General features: G+C 47.7%; 20 protein-coding genes. 9 read left to right on the forward strand and 11 right to left on the reverse strand.

The window, feature by feature from the left end; genetic code table 11:
- Nucleotides 1-362: 362 nt before the first annotated feature.
- Nucleotides 363-2,048, forward strand: coding sequence for a sigma-54 interaction domain-containing protein (locus ACDJ59_RS20200; RefSeq protein ID WP_413405230.1), 1,686 nt, complete (start codon nucleotides 363-365; stop codon nucleotides 2,046-2,048).
- A gap of 46 nt (nucleotides 2,049-2,094) precedes the next feature.
- On the opposite strand, the gene ACDJ59_RS20205 is transcribed toward ACDJ59_RS20200, so the two are convergent.
- The gene (locus tag ACDJ59_RS20205; RefSeq protein ID WP_413405232.1) at nucleotides 2,095-4,164 is read right to left on the reverse strand and encodes a hypothetical protein; all 2,070 of its coding nucleotides are present in this window, start codon (nucleotides 4,162-4,164) and stop codon (nucleotides 2,095-2,097) included.
- Between the two features lie 318 nt (nucleotides 4,165-4,482).
- Between ACDJ59_RS20205 and ACDJ59_RS20210 the strand changes: the two genes are divergently transcribed.
- Nucleotides 4,483-4,773, forward strand: coding sequence for a hypothetical protein (locus ACDJ59_RS20210; protein ID WP_413405234.1), 291 nt, complete (start codon nucleotides 4,483-4,485; stop codon nucleotides 4,771-4,773).
- Between the two features lie 59 nt (nucleotides 4,774-4,832).
- Here the strand turns inward: ACDJ59_RS20210 and ACDJ59_RS20215 are convergent, their stop codons facing one another.
- Nucleotides 4,833-6,503, reverse strand: coding sequence for a PucR family transcriptional regulator (locus tag ACDJ59_RS20215; protein WP_413405236.1), 1,671 nt, complete (start codon nucleotides 6,501-6,503; stop codon nucleotides 4,833-4,835).
- 189 nt (nucleotides 6,504-6,692) lie between these two features.
- Here ACDJ59_RS20215 and ald point away from each other — a divergent pair, with 189 nt between their 5' ends.
- Entirely contained in the window at nucleotides 6,693-7,826 is a 1,134-nt protein-coding gene (gene ald, locus ACDJ59_RS20220) for an alanine dehydrogenase (RefSeq protein WP_413405238.1), read from the forward strand.
- Nucleotides 7,827-7,993: 167 nt separating this feature from the next.
- Here the strand turns inward: ald and ACDJ59_RS20225 are convergent, their stop codons facing one another.
- On the reverse strand, nucleotides 7,994-8,911 hold the full coding sequence (locus ACDJ59_RS20225; protein ID WP_413405240.1) for a PD-(D/E)XK nuclease family protein: 918 nt from the start codon (nucleotides 8,909-8,911) through the stop codon (nucleotides 7,994-7,996).
- Between the two features lie 524 nt (nucleotides 8,912-9,435).
- On the opposite strand from ACDJ59_RS20225, the gene ACDJ59_RS20230 reads away from it, so the two are divergent.
- Nucleotides 9,436-10,119 (forward strand): serine/threonine protein kinase, encoded by a 684-nt coding sequence (locus tag ACDJ59_RS20230; RefSeq protein ID WP_413405242.1) that lies wholly within the window; start codon nucleotides 9,436-9,438, stop codon nucleotides 10,117-10,119.
- Nucleotides 10,120-10,448: 329 nt separating this feature from the next.
- Here the strand turns inward: ACDJ59_RS20230 and ACDJ59_RS20235 are convergent, their stop codons facing one another.
- Entirely contained in the window at nucleotides 10,449-11,345 is an 897-nt protein-coding gene (locus ACDJ59_RS20235; RefSeq protein WP_413405244.1) for an AraC family transcriptional regulator, read from the reverse strand.
- Nucleotides 11,346-11,474: 129 nt separating this feature from the next.
- On the opposite strand from ACDJ59_RS20235, the gene ACDJ59_RS20240 reads away from it, so the two are divergent.
- Both ACDJ59_RS20240 and ACDJ59_RS20245 read left to right on the forward strand, forming a co-directional pair.
- Nucleotides 11,475-12,362, forward strand: coding sequence for a sugar phosphate isomerase/epimerase family protein (locus ACDJ59_RS20240; protein WP_413405246.1), 888 nt, complete (start codon nucleotides 11,475-11,477; stop codon nucleotides 12,360-12,362).
- A gap of 136 nt (nucleotides 12,363-12,498) precedes the next feature.
- Nucleotides 12,499-13,554 carry a Gfo/Idh/MocA family protein gene (locus ACDJ59_RS20245; RefSeq protein ID WP_413405248.1) on the forward strand — a complete coding sequence of 352 codons (1,056 nt, stop codon included), beginning with the start codon at nucleotides 12,499-12,501 and terminating at the stop codon, nucleotides 13,552-13,554.
- 313 nt (nucleotides 13,555-13,867) lie between these two features.
- On the opposite strand, the gene ACDJ59_RS20250 is transcribed toward ACDJ59_RS20245, so the two are convergent.
- Entirely contained in the window at nucleotides 13,868-15,187 is a 1,320-nt protein-coding gene (locus ACDJ59_RS20250) for a glycoside hydrolase family 125 protein (RefSeq protein WP_413405250.1), read from the reverse strand.
- 114 nt (nucleotides 15,188-15,301) lie between these two features.
- Between ACDJ59_RS20250 and ACDJ59_RS20255 the strand changes: the two genes are divergently transcribed.
- On the forward strand, nucleotides 15,302-16,363 hold the full coding sequence (locus ACDJ59_RS20255; RefSeq protein WP_413405252.1) for a LacI family DNA-binding transcriptional regulator: 1,062 nt from the start codon (nucleotides 15,302-15,304) through the stop codon (nucleotides 16,361-16,363).
- A gap of 228 nt (nucleotides 16,364-16,591) precedes the next feature.
- Here the strand turns inward: ACDJ59_RS20255 and ACDJ59_RS20260 are convergent, their stop codons facing one another.
- From ACDJ59_RS20260 to ACDJ59_RS20270, 3 genes are all read right to left on the reverse strand, one after another.
- The gene (locus ACDJ59_RS20260) at nucleotides 16,592-18,217 is read right to left on the reverse strand and encodes a hypothetical protein (protein ID WP_413405254.1); all 1,626 of its coding nucleotides are present in this window, start codon (nucleotides 18,215-18,217) and stop codon (nucleotides 16,592-16,594) included.
- Nucleotides 18,195-18,770: an RNA polymerase sigma factor gene (locus ACDJ59_RS20265; protein ID WP_413405256.1), complete on the reverse strand. Its 576-nt coding sequence runs from the start codon at nucleotides 18,768-18,770 to the stop codon at nucleotides 18,195-18,197. The genes ACDJ59_RS20260 and ACDJ59_RS20265 overlap by 23 nt, the downstream gene beginning before the upstream one ends.
- Nucleotides 18,771-18,911: 141 nt before the next feature.
- Nucleotides 18,912-19,427 carry a mismatch-specific DNA-glycosylase gene (locus ACDJ59_RS20270; protein ID WP_413405258.1) on the reverse strand — a complete coding sequence of 172 codons (516 nt, stop codon included), beginning with the start codon at nucleotides 19,425-19,427 and terminating at the stop codon, nucleotides 18,912-18,914.
- A gap of 121 nt (nucleotides 19,428-19,548) precedes the next feature.
- Between ACDJ59_RS20270 and ACDJ59_RS20275 the strand changes: the two genes are divergently transcribed.
- Nucleotides 19,549-20,469, forward strand: coding sequence for an AEC family transporter (locus ACDJ59_RS20275; RefSeq protein ID WP_413409869.1), 921 nt, complete (start codon nucleotides 19,549-19,551; stop codon nucleotides 20,467-20,469).
- Between the two features lie 60 nt (nucleotides 20,470-20,529).
- On the opposite strand, the gene ACDJ59_RS20280 is transcribed toward ACDJ59_RS20275, so the two are convergent.
- Nucleotides 20,530-20,781, reverse strand: a complete 252-nt coding sequence (locus ACDJ59_RS20280) for a hypothetical protein (RefSeq protein ID WP_091015650.1) — start codon at nucleotides 20,779-20,781, stop codon at nucleotides 20,530-20,532.
- Nucleotides 20,782-21,056: 275 nt separating this feature from the next.
- Here ACDJ59_RS20280 and ACDJ59_RS20285 point away from each other — a divergent pair, with 275 nt between their 5' ends.
- The gene (locus ACDJ59_RS20285; RefSeq protein ID WP_413405260.1) at nucleotides 21,057-21,449 is read left to right on the forward strand and encodes a RidA family protein; all 393 of its coding nucleotides are present in this window, start codon (nucleotides 21,057-21,059) and stop codon (nucleotides 21,447-21,449) included.
- Between the two features lie 134 nt (nucleotides 21,450-21,583).
- Here ACDJ59_RS20285 and ACDJ59_RS20290 read toward each other — a convergent pair whose 3' ends face one another.
- Together ACDJ59_RS20290 and ACDJ59_RS20295 are read right to left on the reverse strand one after the other, a co-directional pair.
- Nucleotides 21,584-22,213 (reverse strand): copper amine oxidase N-terminal domain-containing protein, encoded by a 630-nt coding sequence (locus ACDJ59_RS20290; RefSeq protein WP_413405262.1) that lies wholly within the window; start codon nucleotides 22,211-22,213, stop codon nucleotides 21,584-21,586.
- 161 nt (nucleotides 22,214-22,374) lie between these two features.
- The gene (locus tag ACDJ59_RS20295) at nucleotides 22,375-23,178 is read right to left on the reverse strand and encodes a nucleotidyltransferase domain-containing protein (RefSeq protein ID WP_413405264.1); all 804 of its coding nucleotides are present in this window, start codon (nucleotides 23,176-23,178) and stop codon (nucleotides 22,375-22,377) included.
- Between the last annotated feature and the right edge of the window lie 17 nt (nucleotides 23,179-23,195).

Below are 23,195 nucleotides of genomic sequence, written 5' to 3' on the forward strand. Positions count from 1 at the left end.
GCCGTGTAACAGATTGAGAAATCACAGCTTAATAAGGTAACTCAAATGTCATTTTTAATAACTCAACCCTCACTTTAAATTACTGAAGGGCTCATACAAATTAGCATTAATTCCTTAAAATAATAGTAAAAGGAAATATCAGAAATGAAAATTCAACATCGATCTCCTCTGTGTCGACAACATGTATGCTTCATGTCAAAAAATATATACACACCTCATTTGGAAAGTTATAATATGGGTAACCATCATTCTCCAGTCATTTCATATGTAGATTACTTGTATGTAACTCGTGTAAAGAAGTCGTTTCCAAAAGTTATGTTCTAACTGAGGTGATATCGATGAAACATTTACTTCCAGAATTAATGTCTTTATTGCGTACGGATATGGATATTCTGGATACAGACCTCTCCACACTTACCATTCCGTCCTCAACATCGTTGGTAGATGCCTTCTGCTTATTCAACACATCTTCTTATTTATTCATTCAGGATGATGGCCCTCTATTGGGATATATCGCCGTATCCGATGTTTTGCATGCCATGATGCATGCGCATCGCCTAATAGAAGCTTATTTTGAGACCACACTGGAGACAGCGGGTTCAGCTCTGACATTAATTAATGAAGATGCCAAGGTGGCCTACTGGACAACTGGCGCGGAGCATGTTTTTTCGATCAGCAAAAAAGACATCATCGGACAACCCGCAGCGGACTTTTTCCCTCCAGATCGGCTACAGTCTCTCAAAACGTTGTATACCGGTGAAACGGTCTACCGCAAACAGCATCAGCCACGGCCCGACCTCTTCGCCCTGATTAATGCTCGTCCTGTCCAACTGGATGGACATATTGTGGGTGCAGTTGCTGCCGAAGTGGATATAACAACCGAAATCCGATTACATCAGGAACTATTACATATGACCTCCAAAGTCCAGCACCTGGAGAAAGCCGTTGCTCGGCTACGTCCCGAATTAGATCCATTTGCCAGAATCAAGGGCAGCGGCCCGGTCATCAAGCAGTGCATGGAGACCATTCGCAAGATCAGTACCACCTCAGCAACCGTACTTATCCTCGGAGAGAGTGGCACAGGCAAGGAGTTATTCGCCAAAGCCATTCATGATCTTCGTGAATCGCAGACTGCACCGTTCATCGCTATTAACTGTGGGGCAATCCCTGCTTCATTGTTTGAAAGTGAGTTATTCGGCTACGAAAAAGGCGCCTTCTCCGGAGCGGATCCCAAAGGCAAAAAGGGCAAGATTGAGCTTGCGGAAGGGGGTACTCTTTTTCTGGATGAGATTGGTGAGATGCCATTGGAATTGCAAGTGAAACTACTTCGGGTGTTGCAGGAGAAGAGTTACTTTCCTGTGGGGGGAACGCGTATGAAACAGGCCAACTGCCGGATTATCGCAGCAACCAACCAGAATCTAATGAGTATGATTGCCCGTAATCAATTCCGAGAAGATCTCTACTATCGGCTGAATGTCATTAACCTTGTCATCCCTCCTCTGCGCATGCGCAAGGAAGATATATATGAATTAACCCAGACGTTCCTTCAAGAATTTTCATTGCTCTATAACCGTCATATTGAGTTGGTTCCACCTGAAGTGTTCAAGTTGCTGTTCCAATATGATTGGCCAGGCAATGTGCGTGAATTACGAAATGTGATCGAACGCCTGACCATTCTGACGACAGATGGTGAGATGAAGCAGGAATATCTGCCCGATACCCTCACTTCCCTCACCATGCAAGAACAGTCCGAAATTCAACTGACATCCGGAATCCATTCACATGCCAACAACGAATATCAGCAACGTCAGGATTCGGCGGGAGCAGAACAAGAACCTCGAACGGTTGCAAATGCGGACGAATCAGAACCCTCGGATGATTCCGAACTTGTCTCCGGTGTTATCTACCAGCAAAAATTGGACACCTATGAAGCGCAACTTCTAATTCAATATCTGAAAGCAACAGGTGGTAACAAACGAACCCTCGCCAAGCAACTTGGCATCTCCAGGGCAACGCTCTATAATCGCATGAAGAGGCTTGGTCTATGACCAGCCTCTTCTTGTCGTTATTATCGGTATATGAATGAATCTAACCCTACAAAATCCGCGCCAAGCGAGTCAGCGCTGTTCTGAGATGGCGATAAAATGTCGCCCGACTCATGGAACACGTCTGGGCTGCGGCAGTTGGATTGCCAGCATGCGTCCAGTAGGCCGCATATAACAGCATCTGATCCTGTGGAGATAGGCCATGTACTCTGCCTTCCAACAGATCCATGACATACAGCTGTAACTGGATTCCATCCTTTACTCCTCTAACCCTGCCAGCATATTCATGCAATTCTCCCGGGGAACGAAGGTATCCCAGCATCTTGCGAACCTCCTGTTCCGACCAGGATGTCCGCTCCCGCACCGTTGTTCCTGGCTGTATCCGATCATCTTGCCATTCAGGATCAAGCAGGGACATAACCCACACTCCGAATTGCCCACTACGCAAATCCAAATCAAGCACATCTGCCGGGTCCTCATATCTGTCACAAGCACGGGTTCGGGTTCTCCGCATCTGAAAGCCAATACTCAGCAGGAACAACTTCAGATGAGGATTCGTTGCAATCAATATCACTCTCGCACCATCACCCAAGAGAGACAGTCGGTCCAGTGCCATATACCCCACCAGTTCTTCTCGTGTGTAACCAGGCACGTCATCTCTTGCCGCAGCCAGCAAAGCAAAGTGAGTATCACTTTGATCCGGATCATTGCCAAGCTCCTGTGGGGTGAAGCATTCATTCATCTCATTTGGAAAATACTTCAGTAGCAGCCCGCTACTTTCCCTATGTACTAGCACTGTAATGAACATGGCGATCGGCTCTCCAAGCTGGTCACGCATCAATACGATCCCTTCGGGATAACGGTACGCCAGCTCATCCAGGAACGGACCATAGAACACGGCCTGATCTGGTGCCACGCTGTACTCACACCATTGTTGTAACAGCCTGTGCAGCGAAGGCAGATCCTCTTGTTTCATCGTTTCAAGAGGGGAGAACAAGGAATCACGGGACACATCCGCGTACTTGCGGAATTGAAGCATGGACTCCTGACAGAGCAACAACATCTTCCGGGCAATCTGGCGGCGCTCATGCGAACCTGCCTGTTCATGTAGCGGTTTCAGCAACTTCGCGATTCGGATACGCATCGTCTGCAACCGATGCGGCTCACGTTGGCGCAAATCCCGTAGCAGATGCACCCTGCCCATGTCATGCAGGGCAAGACCATCCGGGCCGGAACGAATAAACGACATCTGTCTCAGCATGTGATACTCTTCTTGGGTCACAGTCATATCCAGTACAGATGATAACAATTCCTGATTTGCTGTTCCAAGCAGGGTTAACACCTCCACCATGGGATGCAGACGGGGAATCGTCAGTTCCAATAGCAATCGGGCACTGATCATATGCGACAGTTCAGCCCATTCGGCATGGGGAAGATTCCGTCTCTGATCCGCAGCTTCCACAGCAAGCGCCAAACCCAGCGGATGTCCATCGGTCATTCTCGTAATAGTACCTGCCATCCCCTGATTCAGAGAGCCCGCAACCGAGATATACTCCGAAATCTCTTCGAAGGTAAAATGTTGAAGCTGCATCTGTACAAACCGCTGATGCAATCGGGGATGTGTCCGCCAGGCGGATGCCAGTTCTGGGCGTGATGCCAGAATGACAAGTATCCCTCTTAACGGAAGTTTGGATATGAAGACTTCCATGAACCAACTTTCCAGCAGTGCGAGTTCTTCATAATTATCCACTGCCAGGACCAATCGCTTCTCGACCGAAGTGTCTTTCAGCAAGCTCAGTGGTCGCGGATATCCGTCATTATCCAGTGTTTCCAACCCCAACGTAGAGGACAAATAATCCATAAAAACGGAAGGAGTTGCGCCGCATGATCGGCCATCCATCCATATTGCCGTCGCACCTTGATCACGAGATACGGATAACATCTCTGAAAGCAAGGAAGATTTACCGATGCCTCCCATACCCGTAATTGAAAATATGGTCAGTGGCGCTTCCGGATGATTGAACCACCGCTCCAGTGTCGTCAGTTCCTTGGTTCGACCAATGAAACGTTTGCCATCCCCAACATAGTTATCGTATTGAGCCTCACTACTGTTTCCCATATATGTCCTCCGTACTAGATACTGGTACTTTTAATATACTATATTTTCTCACAAAATTGAGACTATATTGAGACGCGCAGTTGCATGTGAAGTGATAGAATCTTGTTAAAAGCCAATTTATAGTAAAGATTCAAAACAGCGGACATGGAAACGTTTTTACAAGGTATACATAGACCCTTCCGCGCTACTTCTTAACATAATGGATCATTCCGCCGATCAAGCACAGCCAACATGTACATGAGCATTTACCGATCTCGAATTCATGCTTCCCTTTCAAACCCTACTACCAGCCCGATATTCCAGGAAAGGCGGATTTGTGTGAGAATAAACCTCGATATCTGTAATCTGAGCGGACAACTCGGAATCAATCCCGAACGACTTAATGAATGGCTGCATCAAAGCGGTATTTCAATGGCAACCCCTGAGGCAGAACGAGAAGGACGTGCCGATCGGTCATCGCCCCCGTATCGACTGGCTGCTCCTACTTCATTATCACTGGCACCATCCTCCAGTCAAACGAAGCTTTATCGGGGCCGACGCTCCACTTCCACTCTGCAGCGCCTGCCTGCTTCATTACGACATACCCGGCGGATTAGTAAAAAGGGCTAGACTGTACTCAAGGTAGTGTAAGATCGATGCACAGTCTGTGTTGCATCCCTTTCACCTCATCAAGAGGATTGCCACTGTCCATTCTCAATCATCGCGTGCGCGAGCAGCGCCATCTCCAGACAGATTCTTCTCCCTTGATCCATGTAACCTGGACCCATCAGTTCTTCCAGCTTCTCCAGTCTGTTGTACAACGTTTGCCGATGAATAAATAACTGGGCGGCCGCATCCCGTTTGGAACCAAAGTTCTGCAGGTAAGCATCCAACGTCTCTACCAATCGCAGGTGATGCGTTTGGTCATGTGCAATCAACATACCCAAGTGATCCTGGACAAAGGGTTGCAGGAAGGAGTGGGGTAATGCTTTTAACATTTGATATATACCCATACGTTCGTAAAAGTGAACATGTTCCATCGGATCTACCGATCTCGAAACTTCGATCACCTGATAGGCCTCCTGAAGGCTCTCCGGCAGGCTGGTCAAACGGTTGCGTAACTTGCCAAATCCCACATGTATCATAACCTGTTTCAAATTACGACTGGCAAACCGCTTCACGTCCTGGGCAATCCCTTCCAGCAATCGCAGCAGTTGATGACGTGCAGCAGCCGTTACCGCTTCCTTCGCACAGCACAGATATACCTGGTTGTTCTTCAGCATAATCAGGCTAGGCAGATTGTTCTTCTTGAGCAGGGAACGCAGCAGGACAAGAACATCCTGATGATTCGCTTCCATTCGCTCCCGGCCTGTACCCTTCAATCGATGCTCAATCTCGATGACCCCTCCTGCAAACCAGTACTGTCCCTTTACCAGCAAACGAAGCCCCATTCGAGTCTGAGCCTGTTCCTCCTGATGGATGTTGCCATTCATCAGATCCTGGATCAGTTCATTCTGATTGCGGACCATCTTCTCCTCAAGAAACTGGGAACGAAGCGTGAGCGCTGCCGCCGCCTTCGCCGTATAATCGAGCAACAGCTTGAGATATTCCACTGGAGCCGCGTGATGCACAATCATGCCTACAGCCGAAAATACTTGGCCAAAACAGACGACCGGATGACACAACAGAGCCTTCTGTTCGTCCATGTGGAACCATAATTCGGTATCTGAATCATTCAAATCCAGATGTTCTACCTCCTGCTCATACCAGGTATAGATGGCCTGTTCCATCTCCGGAACAAGTTCGGGCACAAAACTGCCCGGCTCCATGGACGAAATGTACACCACCGGTTTGGCAGCATACTCATGCAGCAGGTTCAGCACAGCAGACATGTCCGTACTCTGTAATGTACGCTGCTGAAGCTGGCGGGAGTAGGCTTCCAGACTTTTCAGTAGTTGGTGCTGATGATTAATGAGCAGAGAGTGAATATCCTGCGTAATTTCGACAAAACGAACCGGTTGTTCAAATACGATCAGCGGGAACTGGTGTCTGTCCGCCAGTTCAATCAATTCCTCAGGAATTCCGTATATGCTCGTACCAAACTCCACACACAGCCCCGCTGCCTCACTGCCAATCAGCTGAAGCAGATACTCTTCGCGCCCTTCTTCCGATTGAAGCCACAGTCCAGTGGATAAAATAAGATCATGGGGGCTTACGAAGGGAGATACATTCGTAATCTCCAATACATGAACCCAGCCAACCTGACGGTTCACCCCATCCTTCCCTGCCGCTAGTCGTGCTCGGCCAAATACCGGACGTGCAAGGATATCTTTGATCGTAAACACGCGGTCATTTCGCAATGGCGATCCCTCTTTGTGTTATTTTTTCTTACATTATAATCCATGGACAAATGTCCTGAACAGTCTTTTTCGACAATATGTTGAGTTCGATTCCTAAAAATTAGACATCAAGTAAGGTGCAAAACGATTATGCAAGTCATAAACTTGTAGTATAAGCTAACAACCAATAAATGGACGAGGTGCATGGTGATGAGAATCGGAATTCCCAAAGAAATCAAAAACAATGAGAATCGTGTAGCAATGACTCCGGCCGGGGCTGCTGATTTCATCAGAGCCGGTCACCAGGTACTGATTGAACAAGGCGCGGGTATCGGCAGTGGATTCACGGATCATGAATATCAAGCTGCGGGCGCCGAGATTCGGATTGATGCCAAGTCCGTGTGGACCGAAGCCGATATGATCATCAAGGTGAAAGAACCGCTTGCCAGTGAATATGGATATTTTCGTCCGGGACTGATTCTGTTCACATACCTGCACCTCGCAGCGGAACCGGAGCTTGCCAAAGCCCTTATTAAAAGTCGGGTAACGGCTATTGCGTATGAAACGTTGGAGGTCAACAGTGCTCTCCCCCTGCTAACCCCTATGAGTGAAGTTGCAGGCCGCATGGCCTCCCAGATCGGAGCACAGCTACTGGAGAAAACGGAAGGTGGCAAGGGCATTCTGTTGTCCGGTGTACCAGGCGTCAGTCGGGGGAAAGTGGTCATTATTGGTGGTGGAACGGTGGGAACAAATGCAGCCAAAATAGCTATTGGTCTTGGCGCCGATGTGACCATCCTTGACCTGAATCTGAATCGTCTGCGCCAGTTGGACGATATCTTTGGCAATCAGATCCACACGTTGGTATCCAGCCCGTCCAACATTGCAACAGCTGTTGCAGCGGCAGATCTGTTGATCTGTGCGGTGCTGATTCCGGGCGCCAAGGCGCCAACGCTTGTCAGCGAGCAGGTGGTGAAGACGATGGCACCGGGTTCGGTCATTGTGGATGTAGCGATTGATCAGGGCGGGATCGTTGAGACCATTGATCATATCACAACCCACGATGAACCGACCTATGTGAAACATGGTGTCGTGCATTACGCGGTGGCGAACATGCCGGGCGCCGTGCCGCGTACGTCCACGGTGGCGCTAACCAACGCCACTATGCCTTATGCGCTGCAGCTGGCCAACCACGGTGCAGCCGCCGCGATTCGCGGCAGTTCGTCCATTCGCAGCGCGGTTAACGTGCTGAATGGACATATCACGTATGAGGCGGTTGCCCGGGATCTCGGGCATGCCTATGTTCCCGCGGGTCAGGCGCTGGAGAATACCGCCGCTGTCCAGTAATCTTGATATGATCGTTCCACCCGGCGCCTTGTCTCCAGGCCTGTGGGACGCAATAGAAGCGCAAGTCGGGCAGATGATGTTCCCGGCTTGCGCTTCTTGATTTTTTTCACATATGAAATAGCTCGTTGTTTGGTATAAGGCCTTTAGGTTGCTCCGGTTTTGGCGCTTCAGACTGCTCGCTCACTGCAAACTTCGCGGAAGTTGCAATCCCGACAGGACCGGTGCGAAGGCATTGCCGTGAAGTAGGTGACGTCCTTGGGACGATTATAATACTCATCCTCCACACAGGATCGCATCTCCTCGATGTAACGACCCACGTTCTCCTCCACCTTCCGGATATCCTCTTCCGTTGCCGTAAACTCCCGGTGTTTTCCGGTTAACAGGTACTCCACTCGCAGTTCAATCTGCTCCAAAGGGATTCGGTAGTGTTCTCTCACATAGGATGCGTACAGCATTAGCTGATCCGAGAAGTCATCTTCCTTACCCGTCTTCCAGTCCACAATGACAATATTGCCATTACTGCGTCGATACAATAAATCCATCTTCACATACACACGTGTATCGTGCAGCATCATGGTATCCCATTTCTCGATCTCCAGAATGTCCGTACTTGCCCGGGACAAGTCCTCCCACGTAAGCGTCTGGTACAGATTACTGACACAGGCCGAAGCCCGTTCCTTAATCGTGGCGATCCGGTCATTTAACGTATCATCCCCGTAATAAATCTCAGACAGCATCGTGCGATTCTTGGGGTTCATCCGCCACTGATCCGCGTCCATGGATTCCACATACGCCTGATTCAGTAGCTTGCGTATGGTCTGTTCCAGGAAGTGTTCACGCGGTTTATCTTTGCCCTCTTCCCTGCTGCGTACCGCCGACTCACACATCCGATGCGCGAGATCCCCGAAGACAAGATACAGATTGCTGAGCTGCTTCAGACGGTACAGACGAACCTGCATCTCATCAGCAGAGTCTGTCTTCCAACCGTTATGGGCACCGTAATAATGATAATAATATTTGCGCAGGCACTCATCGAACATACTCGCCCGCGACTGCGAATAAGACCACTGCGGGTATTGTGCCATAAGTAATCTGCCTTTCTGTATGCCGGATCTGCATGAGATCCCTTAATGCTCACAGTATAAAGCCCGGGCAACCTTGCCGCAAGCGCGCTTCCGTTATTTTCTTCTGACGCAACCGTTTCCGATTCGATCCGTATCGTTTATATAGTAACATCACCAAAAGATGAAATTGCGGAGCAGAACACATAATATACTCTATAGAGGGCAGCGAATCCGGGACCGGGATGCTAGTACGGGTCTAGCCCGGGGCCAGTGCGGGGCCAGTGCGGGCCCGGCGCTAACGAATCTCACACACCTTATCACGTGGATCAAGAGGTTTTACGGAATCCAACGAACCCAGACAAGCTAATTAGCCTTATTTCGGTTGTAGATCGTGTTTATTGCAAGCAGATGAGTCAATAGCCTGTCTCTGATTCGTTACATTTTCAGATCTGCCGATTTTCGTGAAATAAGACTTACTCGGTTCGTTAGAAAATGATTATATGAAAAAAAATTGTACAGGCATATCCTAAAAGGAGGCAACACCCATGAATCGACCGGATTGGTTCCAGGCGGAAGAAGCATTACAACAGATCCAAGTCATCGGAAGCGACCGGAATGAGCTCGTGAACATCATCGGCGATGTAGAAGGATTGAATTGCATTGGCACGGGTACAGACGCGGCTGTATTTACGTATGACGGCTTGCCGCAGTATGCCTTCAAGATGTACTCGGATCATGCCTTGGACAAACTCGAAAATGAAAAACAGGTATACGAGCAGCTCAAAGGCCTCCCATACTTCCCTACCTATTACGGCAGCGGCCGGAATGTACTCGTGATCAGTTTTGAACCCGGGGATACACTGCTGGAATGTTTGGAAAAAGGAATCCCCGTCCCCGAGCAGGTGATGCTCGATGTGGACGCAGCGCGAGAAGCCGTTCGCAGCCGCGGGTTGAACCCTCGCGACATTCATCTGAAAAATGTAATTCTTCAGAACGGACGCGGGAAAGTGATTGACGTATCCGAGTATATTCAGGAGGGCAATGACAATCGCTGGGAGCATCTGGTCTGGGCCTATCACAACATCTATCCACGGATCAAAGGAACGCCCATATCTCCACGTATGCTGCAAACGATCAAATGGGGATACAATCAGTTCGATCATGCCAACGTTAAAATGGACGACCTCGCCAAGAAAGCCAATCGTCTGTTCTCCAGATTTATGAAATGAGCACGTTATACACATAGATGATTGTCTTGATATTATTGAATCAAAACCACCCGGATAACAGCCTTGAAGAGGCCTTTATCCGGGTTATTCTTTGTATATGTGCGTATGCGCATGATTATGGTTACGGTAATCACTGCTGTGTGCTTCTGCTTCTGCTTCTACTTCTACTTCTACTTCTACTTCTACTTCTACTTCTACTTCTACTTCTACTTCTACTTCTGCTTCTGCTTCTGCTTCTGCTTCTGCTCATAATTGCAACTGCGAGTCACTTAGGGTCACAACCATCGTTGTAGATATTTTATTCGAGACTACTGCTAAACTGGTCGTGCTCAACCTTCTTTTCTTCCCCGCCCCTGTGAGGGGGTCATGCCCTTGTACTGTTTATATAACTTCGTAAAATAGTTGGCATTGTCGCAGCCAACTCTGGCGGCGATCTCTGTAATGGTCAGACTACTGCCTTGCAGCAGCTGCTCTGCCTCACTCATCCTGCACCCGTTTACGTATTCCACAAAGGTACGTCCGGTCAGCTTTTTGAACATTTTGCAGAAGTGATACGCATTCAATCCCACATGACTTGCCGCTTCCGTAACAGACATCTTACCTGTGGGATCCGCTTCAATCTGTGCAATCAACTGTTTGAAACGTTCGCGGTTTGGAAAATACGATCCGACCGTTTTATCCGGTAGCTGCTGCGGCATAAAGGTTCGCGCAAGCAGGGTGAACAAGGCATGCAGCTTGGATTTCACCACGAGCTGATAAGCCGGGGGCTGTAACGCCATTTCCTCCACAGCTTCATTCAGCAAAGAATAATAGCCTGTGCAGGCTGTGTTTTCCTCTGCCGGTTTGACCGGAAATCTCACTCTTCCTTCCAAATACGGCGCGACATATTGCTCATGCACAGGATCATGAGTGAAATCATGAAACAGTGCACGGTTCACTACAACGGAATCATAATGCACATCCCCGTCATCCAGAGCATATCCGACATGCAATGTACCTCCTGGAATGATAATGACCTCACCTGCTCGAACCACATAAGGTTTGCTATCAATATGAAAAAGCGCACTTCCCTTGCGCATGATAATCAGTTCAAAATGTTCATGCCAATGCAAATACAAAATGCATTCTTCAACTTTCATATCTGAACACCGATTTTGGAACAGCTGAAATGGATGTGATTTATGGTCAATTCGGGTATTTTCGTGAAGCGCTTTCAGATCCAGCACGACTTCTTCCCCCTCTTCACAAGATCCGACTATTATTACACAAGATTGTTTAGAGCCATCCCGTTTATCCAGGGCTATAATGAGTGTGTCACGAAGTACTATAAGCCAATATTGGAGTGAAATACAACCATGAATAAATCATTACGCATCGGTACCCTTGTAGGCGGGCAGGACGCCGTCCGCGTTATCCCGCAGATCATGCAACACGGCTTTGAATCATTTAACCTGACCTTCTGGCAAACGACTGGTGATCTGGACTTGGCAGAGACAGCCAAACGTGTCCGTGAAATTGTGGACGAACAAGGTATTGTCATTTCCGCGGTAAGTATATTTGGTAACCCGCTCACCGGAGCCGGAGACAACGCCGATACATTGGCAAGTTGGGAGCGGGTGATTGATCATGCACAGCTCTTCGGTGCAGATATCGTCTCCGGGTTCACCGGACGTCTGACCGATCTACCCATTAACGAGTCCATCCCCCGTTTCAAGGAAGTATTTGGTGAACTGGCACGCCGGGCAGCAGACCGGGGTGTACGCATTGCTTTTGAAAACTGTGATATGGGTGGAACCTGGCAGACGGGAGACTGGAACATTGCCCATAATCCAACGGCCTGGGAGATGATGTTTGATGCTGTTCCGGATGACAATGTCGGACTGGAATGGGAGCCTTGTCATCAAATGTCCAGCCTGATCGATCCTATTCCACAGCTGCGCAAATGGGCTCACAAAGTCTTCCACGTACATGGCAAAGATGCCACGATTGCCTGGGATATTGTCAAGGAATACGGTGTGCATGGCCCACGTGAATTTGTCTGGCACCGCACACCCGGCTTCGGGGATAACAACTGGGCAGACATTATCACCATTCTGCGCCAGAACGGTTATCAGGGTACGATTGACATTGAAGGCTGGCATGATCCTGTCTACAAAGACGAACTCGAAATGACCGGACAGGTGCATGCATTGCGATATTTGAAACAATGCCGCGGCGGCGATTTTGTGCCCAATCCGGTATAGGAAACCAACCTCAACCTCAACTTAAACCTAACTTGCTGCTGGCCTGAGGTTGGATAACAACCTTGATTTATCTATTCCTCATTTCTCGAAAACAATGCGAGCTGTATAACACAATCCATGCGAAGGAGATGAGAACATGACTCATCCTTATCGGGTAATTATTGCTGGCTGCGGTGTCATGGCAAACACATGGGCGGACTATGCTTTGCAAAGGCCGGATACAGAAATCGTCGGGCTGGTCGATCTGTATGAACAGACAGCCATTGCTTTTGCTACAAGACATGGGCTCACCTGCCCTACGTTCACCGATATCCGTGAAGCCATTCAAACGACTGGTGCAAATATCGTATTTGATGTCACAATTCCGGCGAGTCATTACGGCATTGCCATGACGGCGCTGAAGGAAGGATGTCATGTATTTGGCGAGAAACCACTGGCAGAGTCCTTCTCCGATTGCACAGATATTGTGCAAACCGCTCGCAGCACAGGACACATTCAAGCGGTCATGCAGAATCGTCGTTTCGATCCGCGTATCCGCGCCTACCAGCACCTCATCTCCGGCGGAGCTATAGGGCAGGTAGGTTATGCAGGGGCTGACTTTTTCCTCGGGCCACACTTCGGCGGATTCCGTGATCTGATGGATAGTCCGCTGCTGCTCGATATGGCGATACATACATTTGATCAGGCACGGTATATTCTCGGAGCCAACCCGGTATCGGTATACTGCCATGAGTTCAATCCTCCAGGTTCCTGGTATCAGGGCAATGCGATGGCGTTATGTATATTTGAGATGTCTGACGGGTCCGTATTCAACTATCGCGGGTCCTGGTGCGCAGAAGGTGTACGCACATCATGGGAAGCAAGCTGGCGCGTAATCGGTGAAAAAGGAACCGCCATCTGGGATGGTCACGATGACATCTACGCTGAGGTGGTTACTGCGCAAAGCCTGGACGCTGACGGCAAACCCTCCTTTTTCCAGCCAAGTGAGCGGATTGAAGCGGAACTGCCTGTCATGGACAAAACAGGTCATCACGGCTGTCTCGAAGACATGTTCGCTGCACTGGAATCCGGCCGACTGCCTGAGACCGATTGCAGTGATAACCAGTTCAGCATGGCCATGGTCCTCGCTTCCCTGGAAAGCGCCCGCACAGGACAGAAAGTGTTCATCGCCGATCTACTGAAAAACACATAGCGCAGCGCCTGTGTTTTTCATATTAAACAAAGCCCAAACTGCAAAGTTCAGCAGTTTGGGCTTTCTTGTTTTTTTTACCTACCTCTCCTATTCAAGAAATGATATTTACAAAAAAATAGTCATGCCAAATAGCAACAGTAGTGCAGGGAACGAAATCGATTCTGAAGAAACGAAGTGCTCGCCTTTATCACCGGATTTCGACTTTACAAAAGTCGATCAAGAAATCCGGGGATAACAGCGATCAAAAGAACGATTCGTAACCGGAACGGCCACTTTACAGGCAGTGAGCAATTATTTTTTTGAATTACATCACTTATAGAATTCCTTTTTTCATTGCCTTATACACCAACTGCGAGAACAGGCTGTTGGACCAAGCAAACCATGGTCTAGTGAACGTGTTTGGATCATCGGCGTGGAAACCCTCATGCATATATCCGGTACCCGCATCCGTGTTTTCCAGCAATTCAATCGTCGCCAGCATCTCTTCGTCATTGTCTGCGGTGAGCCCCTGCATGGATAGCGCCATGTGCCAGATGTATCCCGGAGGGGTATGGGGGCTACCAATACCTTTGGCTACCTTCCCTTCATAATAGAACGGATTTTCCTTACTCAGAATAAATTGACGTGTGTTCTGATACACCGTGTCTTCAATCGAAGCATACTCCATATACGGTATAGACATCAGTCCAGGTGTGCCCGCATCATCCATCAGACAAAAGTTGCCGTAACCGTCCGTCTCATAGGCATAGATCTGCCCATACTCTGGATGACGGTAAGTTCCGTAAAGGGCAATACCGTGTCGTATTTCTTCTTCCAAACGAGCCATCCGGCTTACCAGTTGTTCATCCCGGAACACCCACTTCGCGATCTCCCCCATCTGGCGCAAGGTTACCGCAGCGAACATGTTCGCCGGAATATTATAATGAAAATCACAGGCATCATCACTCGGACGAAAACCGGACCAGATCATGCCCGTATAATTCACTGGCATACCCAATCCTTCATTACGTAGCGTATCATGGGCTGGACAATTACGCCGCATGAACCGGTAAGATGAACGTTCTGCATGCTGCTGCTCCGTCTCCCATAGTTGTACGATATTCTCCATCACTTTCTTGAAGCGCTCGTCAAATATATCCGTAAGTTCCGTCTCCCGCCAATATGTATAAGCCAGCTTCATGGAGAAACAGAGGGAATCCAATTCAAACTTCCGTTCCCACACCCAGGGTGACATCTCCGTCTCATCATTGGCATCCCAATGCCATCCATTCGCCGTTTCATTGAATGCATTGGCATAGATATCCATATCAGCGTAGAACGTATGCCGTTTGATTAGGCCTCCGATAATACGTTGCAACTTCTCGTCACCCTTGGCAAGCGGAACATAATGCATGACCTGCTCTACGGAATCCCTTAACCACATGGCGGGAATATCCCCTGTAATCACAAAGGTTGTCCCATCCTCCAGTAGCTTCGTGGTCGTTTCCAGCGTATTGGGAAAACAATTTCGAAACTGAGCCAGCAATCTCGGTCGATGTTGCAAACGCTCGTCCGCCTCAGTCAGAATATCCTGCACAGCTTGTGGCAATTCCAGTTGTGGCATAGGGATTTTCGGTAATCTGAACTGTTCCATGGATGTCGTCTCCTTATAACTCTATTGTTATTTTTGTTATGATAATTTATAATAACATTATTATTTGTAAGTGTACTGTGTCAGAAGATGATCGTCAAATGAAGGAGTAATGATATGTCACGCAAAGTATCCATTCAGACGCTGGCTGACCAGCTCGGATTATCCAAATATGCCGTCTCCCGCGCACTCAGTGGCAAGACGGGTGTCAGTGAAGCGACACGCGCACGGGTACTGGAACTGGCTCGAGCTTTGGGATATCGCCAAAGTACTCCGGGTGCTAGCAATAGTCCTGCTACTGCAAACCATGCAGATCCGTCCGATCCACCGTTTGTTCTCATTTGCATGAATCAGCTCAACCGCGGTGAACCCCACTACTGGCAACGTGTTCTGTCAGGCATGATCTCCGCCTGTAATGAGCGTGGTTGGCATCATGCCATTGTATCTCCCTCACTCGGAGTGACGGACGAGAACACCTCTCCCGAAAAAGCTATTGCTCCTCACTTGGACTGGGAACGTTGTGCCGGGATTATTGTCATGGGAGCTTTCCCGCATACGGTTCTGCAACGACTCTCTCAGACGGGTCGGCCTATTATTTTGGTAGATCATCAGGAACCCCTGCTGAATTGTGATACGATCAGCCATGATAATCTGGAAGCTGGCATCACCGTCGCTAGATATCTAATGTCTCTGAATTGCCGACGGATCGGCCTCATCACAGATGATGGTCGTGCTGCGAGTTTCGCCCAGCGGAAAATCGGGATTGAGTTGGCTCTGAACCATTTCCATGTGGACACCAGTCATACGACCAGCTTCAGAGAATGGAATATTCCGTATGAGAACGGCGAATGGGTTAACCAATTGGCTACCGCCATTCAAAACATACCAGATGACAAACGTCCCGATGCCTGGATTGGTGTTAATGATGATATTGCTTTGCAATGGATGCATAAATTACAGGAGATGGGCATCTCCACGCCTAAAGATTGCCTTGTCATCGGTATCGACAATGTACATTCTGCCGTTACGTCCTCCCCGCCCCTGACCACAGTTAACCTGTGCAAAGAGGAACTTGGACAGCGAGCCGTCGAGGCTTTGCAACGCCGAATCGAACGCCCGGGGACACCAAAAGAAACCGTTATGTTATCGACCACGTTGATTCCAAGGGAATCGGCATAATTCGGAAAGGGTACTGCTCTCTTCTGAAGATGAATTCTTTAGGTACTTGCCTTTCCCATAAATCTGGTGCATACGAAAGAGGCCCCGCATACCATTATGCAGGGCCTCTTTCGTATATTAGGCTTATACCTTATATTTCTTTTACATTCACACTTAAATCTGCTGATCCATCCTTATATCATCCATTCGAAGCTTCATTTACTTTATGTCTGAGAATTGTACTAGTGGTTATTTTAGCCAAGACAGGCTATCGTACGACGGAAGATCCACTTCCCAATTCACATCGCGATACTCTCTATTGACTACTGTTCTTTTCAAAGTGAATTTTGTCCCCTTTTCTTCGTTAAACCCCCGAATTTTTAATTGCAGATCATCTTCAACGTATTCACCGTTATTATTAGGTTGATCCGGATAACCGTTCACTTCAACAGGATACTCTTTTCCATCCGAATCTACTGCAACCCAGCGATCACCCATGAAAGCATTTCGGAACGTCCCACTCCCCTTCAGAACTAGTGAATACCCTTTCTTTACATCAATCTTCGGAGGATCATACGATTCCATCACTGGCTCGTACTCAAAATCATAGATTAATATTTTATCTCCAAGCTGTTCAAATGCTACAAATGTATAAAATTTAGTGTCGTCCTTACGTCGTTTTTCCAGTTTTTCCAGATCAACTTCTACTGATTTCTCTTCCTTCACCGGGAGGGTGTAACCATCCAGAACAAAGCGAATGTTCTTCGCATCTACCGTAACAAATGCAGGGTCCCATGTCTCCGACAACTTCAACGGCCCACCATTTCTTAAGTCACTCAGATCTTGGAGTCGAAACTTGGCTTGACGTGAATCTGGTCTTATCCCATTGAAAATTCGGTATTCATTTGTTTCAGGGATTTCAAGATGGTAGATGATGCTCATATAGTTCGCCCAATCCTCATTAACTTTGGCACGAAGTTCATCATCCAGACTCACATTCAGGTCAAGCCGGGTTCCGTTTGGCGTGCGTACAAGCTGTGTCATATCAAGCTTTAGTCCTTCTGGCGTCGTATATGTGTTATCCATAGAATTTTCAACAGCCAATGATTTGGCTTTGGTCATATCGATATTGAATTGGAAACTCCAATCCACCGTAACATCTCTATCTTCGTAGGATTTCTTCTCGTAATCATAATATCTGCCCACATTTAAATTACGCAGTTCACCCCGCACGACTACCTGATCCGGAATTTCATCATGGAACTGGAATAACAATCGTTCAGTTACGGAACCCTTAGTTCTGGTATCTCTTGCAAGAGTAGCAACCTGTCGCCCCTCTTCATCCGTAACATGAATTCTCCCCATCTCAGACAGTAACCGTGATAACCCTAATCCATCAGGTGTTGTTTGTTGCATGGTCATTACCATATGAGATCGGTCTACAAGCACGTCTTCAATTTTAAGCGTGTAGCCCTGGTCATTGATATTGATATCCGGATTAACTACAAGTCCGAGAGGTTTAAGACGTTTATAATCATCTGCAAAATAGGAATATTTCAACTCTTCCGGCACAGGCATGTTCGGTAGCGGGGGGCGATCCACAGCGCTCACTGAGGGGGAGGATGGCTCTGTCGTAAGGTCAAAAGCAAACCAGGCCCCTCCCGCAAGAATCACAACTGCCGCTGCGGCGATTCCAGTCCGGCGCATCCAATTCGCTCTCATGGATTTTTTCACGAATGGATACTGATCTTCTCCACTTTCCATAGACACGCCATCCAGCTTCTGCATCACCTTAAGCGTAAAATCCGCATCCGGCTCCTCTCGATACAAATGCTCTTCCCACAACCGATCTTCATCCTTTGAAATAGGCTTCATACGTAGCTAAACCTCCTTTGCGTTCCATTTGCTTCCTCAGCGTTTTTTTCCCGCGATAAAGGGTGTTACGCACTTTGGTTGAACTCATGCCTGTAATGTCTGCAATCTCTTCATAGCTCAACTCGTTTGTGTACTTCAGTAATAACACCAGGCGATAAGATTCAGGTAACTGTTCGAGCTGTCGGTATATTTCACGTTGCATCTCTTTATGCAGCACACGCTTTTCAGGTGTTTCATTACTGACAGGTTCGATCCCCTGATCGACCGGAGACATGGCGGGTTTCTTTTCCCGTATAAAATCCCGCATCCGATTCACCGCAATGGTGTACACCCAAGACGAGAAACTTCTTCCCTCCCGCCGCGACGGGAGATGACGATAGATGCGGATGAACGTATCCTGAGCGAGATCCTGTGCATCCGGATGACTCGCGCCCATTCCGCGCAAGATGCCGTAGACTTTATTTTTATATCGATCCACAAGCACGGAGAACAACTGCTTATCCCCTGCAACAATGCGCTGAATAAGCTCCTCCTCCGGTATCTGTTGAGTCATGTAATCCCCCTTCTCTACAGCTTCCATGCATGGTTCTGTACTATATAGACGGGAGCCGTTCCCGAAACCTCTCACTTTATCCAAAAAAAAAGAATTCGCCCTCATCGGCGAAGCCAACTGGGTGAACTCTGCTTACTTGCCTTAATCTTCCCTGTTCTTCTCCGCAACAAAATCAGCAAGCTGGGAATAGATCGCCACAATCTCATCCATCGACATGCGCACGAGCCCACTGGACGACGGAGCGACGAACTCCTGAATCTCCTTGACGACCGGGTCGTCCTGGAATCCCCATTGCACTTTGGCACGTTTGCTGTACTGGGTATATACACCTTTTCCGACAAAACAAGCGATGTCCGGTCGGTATTTCTCCAGCTTTTGCCGTAAAATCTGTCGTCCTTCTGCATACTCTTCCTTCGTAATATCCTCCATACCTCTGGTGGGACGGGCCACAATATTCGTGAATCCATATCCCAGCTTCAGCAACTCTCCATCCTCCTGTGTATCATATAAACGCGGGGTTAATCCCGACCGTTCAAGGATGCGCCAGAACCGGTTTCCTTTGTAAGCATAATGATGACCCGTCTCCCCAGACGTAATGCTCGGATTGAAACCAATAAACAATATCGATAAACCAACATCCAGATGATCTGGAATCATGATGGGAAGCCCCCTTATCTTTTTTAACTAATTACATCTTTCGTGTGTGTATAAAATGATATAATAAGCAAAGCATTTTCGAAATCGGATTGAAATTTTCATGAAAAAGGAAGCTGAACTAATGATTGCAGACATCATGCTTGAAGTCGTCCTGCCCGTCTTTCTCCTGATCGCTGTCGGATCCTGGATGCAAAAGGTGTTCAAGCTGGACTTGTACACCCTCGCCAAAATCAATTTCTATTGTATTACCCCCGCAGCCGTCTTTATGAGCATGTACCACTCGGATATGTCGGGCGAACTGCTTGGGACCGTGACACTCTTTTACACGATATATGTATTGATTCTCTATATTGTAGGTTCTGTATTTGCACGCTCGCTTCGGATGAATAAAGGCATGAAGGCTGCTTTCAACAACAGTATTATGCTGGATAACGCAGGCAACTATGGACTGCCCATCAATGCACTGGTATTCCGCGGCGATCCACTCGCCTCTTCCATTCAGGCACTGGTAATGTCTTTACAAGCATTACTGACATTCACCTATGGCGTGTTGTCCATTCAGGGCGCGAAGCTCAAAGGTAATTACCGTGCGGTGATTATTGGATTTCTTAAAATGCCCGTTCCGTATGCACTCTTGCTGGGGATTCTGTTACACATGTGGAAGGTTCCCTTGCCTACGTTCCTGTCCATGCCGCTGACCTATGCGCAGCAAAGTATGGTTGCCGTGGCGCTTCTGACACTCGGAGCACAGATTGTAAAATATCCAATTCAACTATACCGTCTTGATGTGTATATTAGCACATTTTTGCGTCTTCTGATTGGCCCGGCTATCGGGATTTCGATTGTGCTTCTGCTTGGGTTGGAAGGCATCGCTGCACAGGCACTTATTATCGCTTCGGGTATGCCGACCGGTGTCAACGCATCCATCCTTGCGGAAGAATACGATAACGAACCAGATTTTGCAGCCCAGACGGTGCTGATCTCAACGTTGCTTAATATCATCACGATTACGGCACTGATCTCTTATGCCAAAACGTTCTGAAATAAAAAATAAGTCCATGACCCATGAGCAGGGTTAGGACTTATTTTTGCGGTGCTGAAGCTATGTTTCAAACGTCGTTCGTTCAGGGAACTTGCCGCCTTCCCTGAATAAACATCGTACCAGTCGCTGCGCGGCTCGGTTAAAGAAAAAACTCGGACTTACCCCATCCACCTGGACAGGTTCCAGTTCCCTCACACTTTCCTTGATCTTATTCATCTCAATGAGCCCCATCTTTCGCTCATTCGGTCCGAATCGATAAATAACCTTCTCATCGTCCTCCGTCTGTTTCACCAGCAGAATCACAGATGCCATACAGGTTACCCCCTATCGTTACGTTATGAGATCCCATTAATCACTTGCCTACTATAATTATTACCCAGATTCTAGGGGAAGGATATAGGACTTAAGTTAGTTATACCAAAATTAAATATCCTGATATAAAGATTCTCTGAAATGAGTCGTTAGGCTCACAAACATCGCAGTCACACTATCCTAATGGATAGTCACTGTCATGAAAGTGCGTACTGCCCAAGTCGTTTTTCTCCGTATATACTAACCTTATCTTTAATTCCAAAGGAGAGATACATATGTCTCAAGCTCAAATCTATAGCCACGGTGTCCCGTGGGAAGAAGCATTTAGCGTTGCTCAGGGATACAGCATTAACGGTACGATCTACATTGCAGGACAATTTTCGCATGATATGCAGGGGACGTTTATTGGTGTCGATGATATTGAAGCACAGGTCCGCCAGACATTGGATAACTTGGATCGCGTGCTCGCAGGATTCAACGTGACCAAGTCGAACATTGCTGAATTGGAGATTTTTTTGGTTCACCCGCAGGAGCATCTTGAGCCATGTGTTGCCGTGTATAAAGAGTACATTGGTACTCATCGTCCGGCTGTTACGATGGTTGGGACATCCGGACTCGCCTTCCCTCATCAACTAATTGAGATTCGCGCCGTTGCTCATACCAACTGATCCAGGTCATGTCAAAAGTTGCAGCGCCAAGTAAAATAGCCTGATAAGATTTCGCTTTAACGAAGTTCATATACAAAAAAAGAAGCAGGGCCGGATAAACTCCTAACCGGCTTCTTTATGAATTCTTATTCTTATTATTTGACTTTCACCGTCAGCGTATTACCAGATGAAGTGAGGGATGCCCCAAGCCCTTCTACCAAAACTCTGAGGGGAATGTAGGTCGTTCCCTTAATTTCTTTGGGTGCTGCCTGTAGGGTGACTTCTTTCCCGTTAACCTTCACCTTTTTACTGCCCAAGGTAAAGATTAGCTTGTACTTATCTTTGGTAACGGTAATGGTTTGAGTCTTACTGTCCCAAGACGTTTTGGCTTGCATTGCTTTGGCCATCTCACGCAGAGGTACGAGATTCGTGTTATTCATTACAATTGGAGACTCGGTGAAAATAACCTTGGAACCATTCACCTTCACCTGAACAGCAGACTTGATATATTCTGGTTTAGGAGTGGCTTTCTTTTGGGTTGCAGTTGAAGACTTGTTACTTTTCTTGGTACTTCCTGAACTGGATGAACTTGAAGAGGAAGATTTGGAACTCGAAGAAGAACCTCCGTTGTGATAATGATATTCCCCTTGTTTCAGCCCCCATTTTGCACAGTTGGTACGACAGGTGTGCCCTCCACTCGAATCTGTTCTTCCTGGATGAGCAGACGCAACAGTAGCAAAAATCATAAAAATGGCAAGCAAACTGCTTATTACTTTGATACGCATACGGGTAACCTCCAGCAATTAGTTTAGCCAGAGTATCATACCATATTTACCCATACAATATAGGTGAATAACAAAATTTATTTTCATATAACAGTTTACAAACGCGGGTATACTCACTTAAACTCAATCGATAGCGTTACCAGCACACAACTTTCTTCCTCTTACCCCCGTTCGCCCCACACCTCTTGTAATGCAAACCGGAAAATCCGGTCCAATTCTTCAAATTCAATAATCTGCTCATTCTCCATCTGGCCGGCCAGTTGTTCAAAATGCTCGATCTTCTCCGCCAAAAAAGCTTGTATTGCGGGCAACTGCGGTTCCAGATCCAGTTCCTCGCCCGCCTTTTTCCGGCGTAGTAACTCATGAATCTCCGTATATAGCGGTGTAGTCGCAGGTACAAGTTCTTGAATCAGCTCTTCAAATGCCATCGGTGGCATTGCATCATAACGTTCGATCCAGCCACAAGCGAGTAATGGACGAAGAACATAGAAGTACTTTTTAATCCTCACTTGCTCACCTTGTAAATAATCCCGGAAGTTCCCCTTTGCCATATTCAGATAATGATACATACAGGACTTGGGCGAGAAGGTCAAAGGCGACAATGCACGAATATGCTGTGCCACGCTATACTGTTCATCATACTGAATGGGAGATTGCAGCCACTCCAGCAGTGGTGGATTTGATTTGCGAAACAGCTTCAAGGCCTTGCGCAGATCCCACCCATTGATATCGAGCTGGTCACTAATTGGGCGTTCGATCACATCCCTTTTATCCTCAATCGACAAGTACCACTCCAGCGGTCTTACATACAGAAAACGCACATCATAATCGCTGTCCTGTGAAGGAAACCCCCACGCCCGACTGCCCGATTCACAGGCATAGATGATCCGTACCTGCTCCTCCTGTTCAATCTGCTTCAGCTGTTGTCTGATCGTATCTTTCATTTCTTCATGAACATAGGTCATGTCCGTCGCCTCCAATT

This window comes from Paenibacillus amylolyticus, from assembly GCF_047302515.1.
GTDB lineage: Bacteria > Bacillota > Bacilli > Paenibacillales > Paenibacillaceae > Paenibacillus > Paenibacillus amylolyticus_G.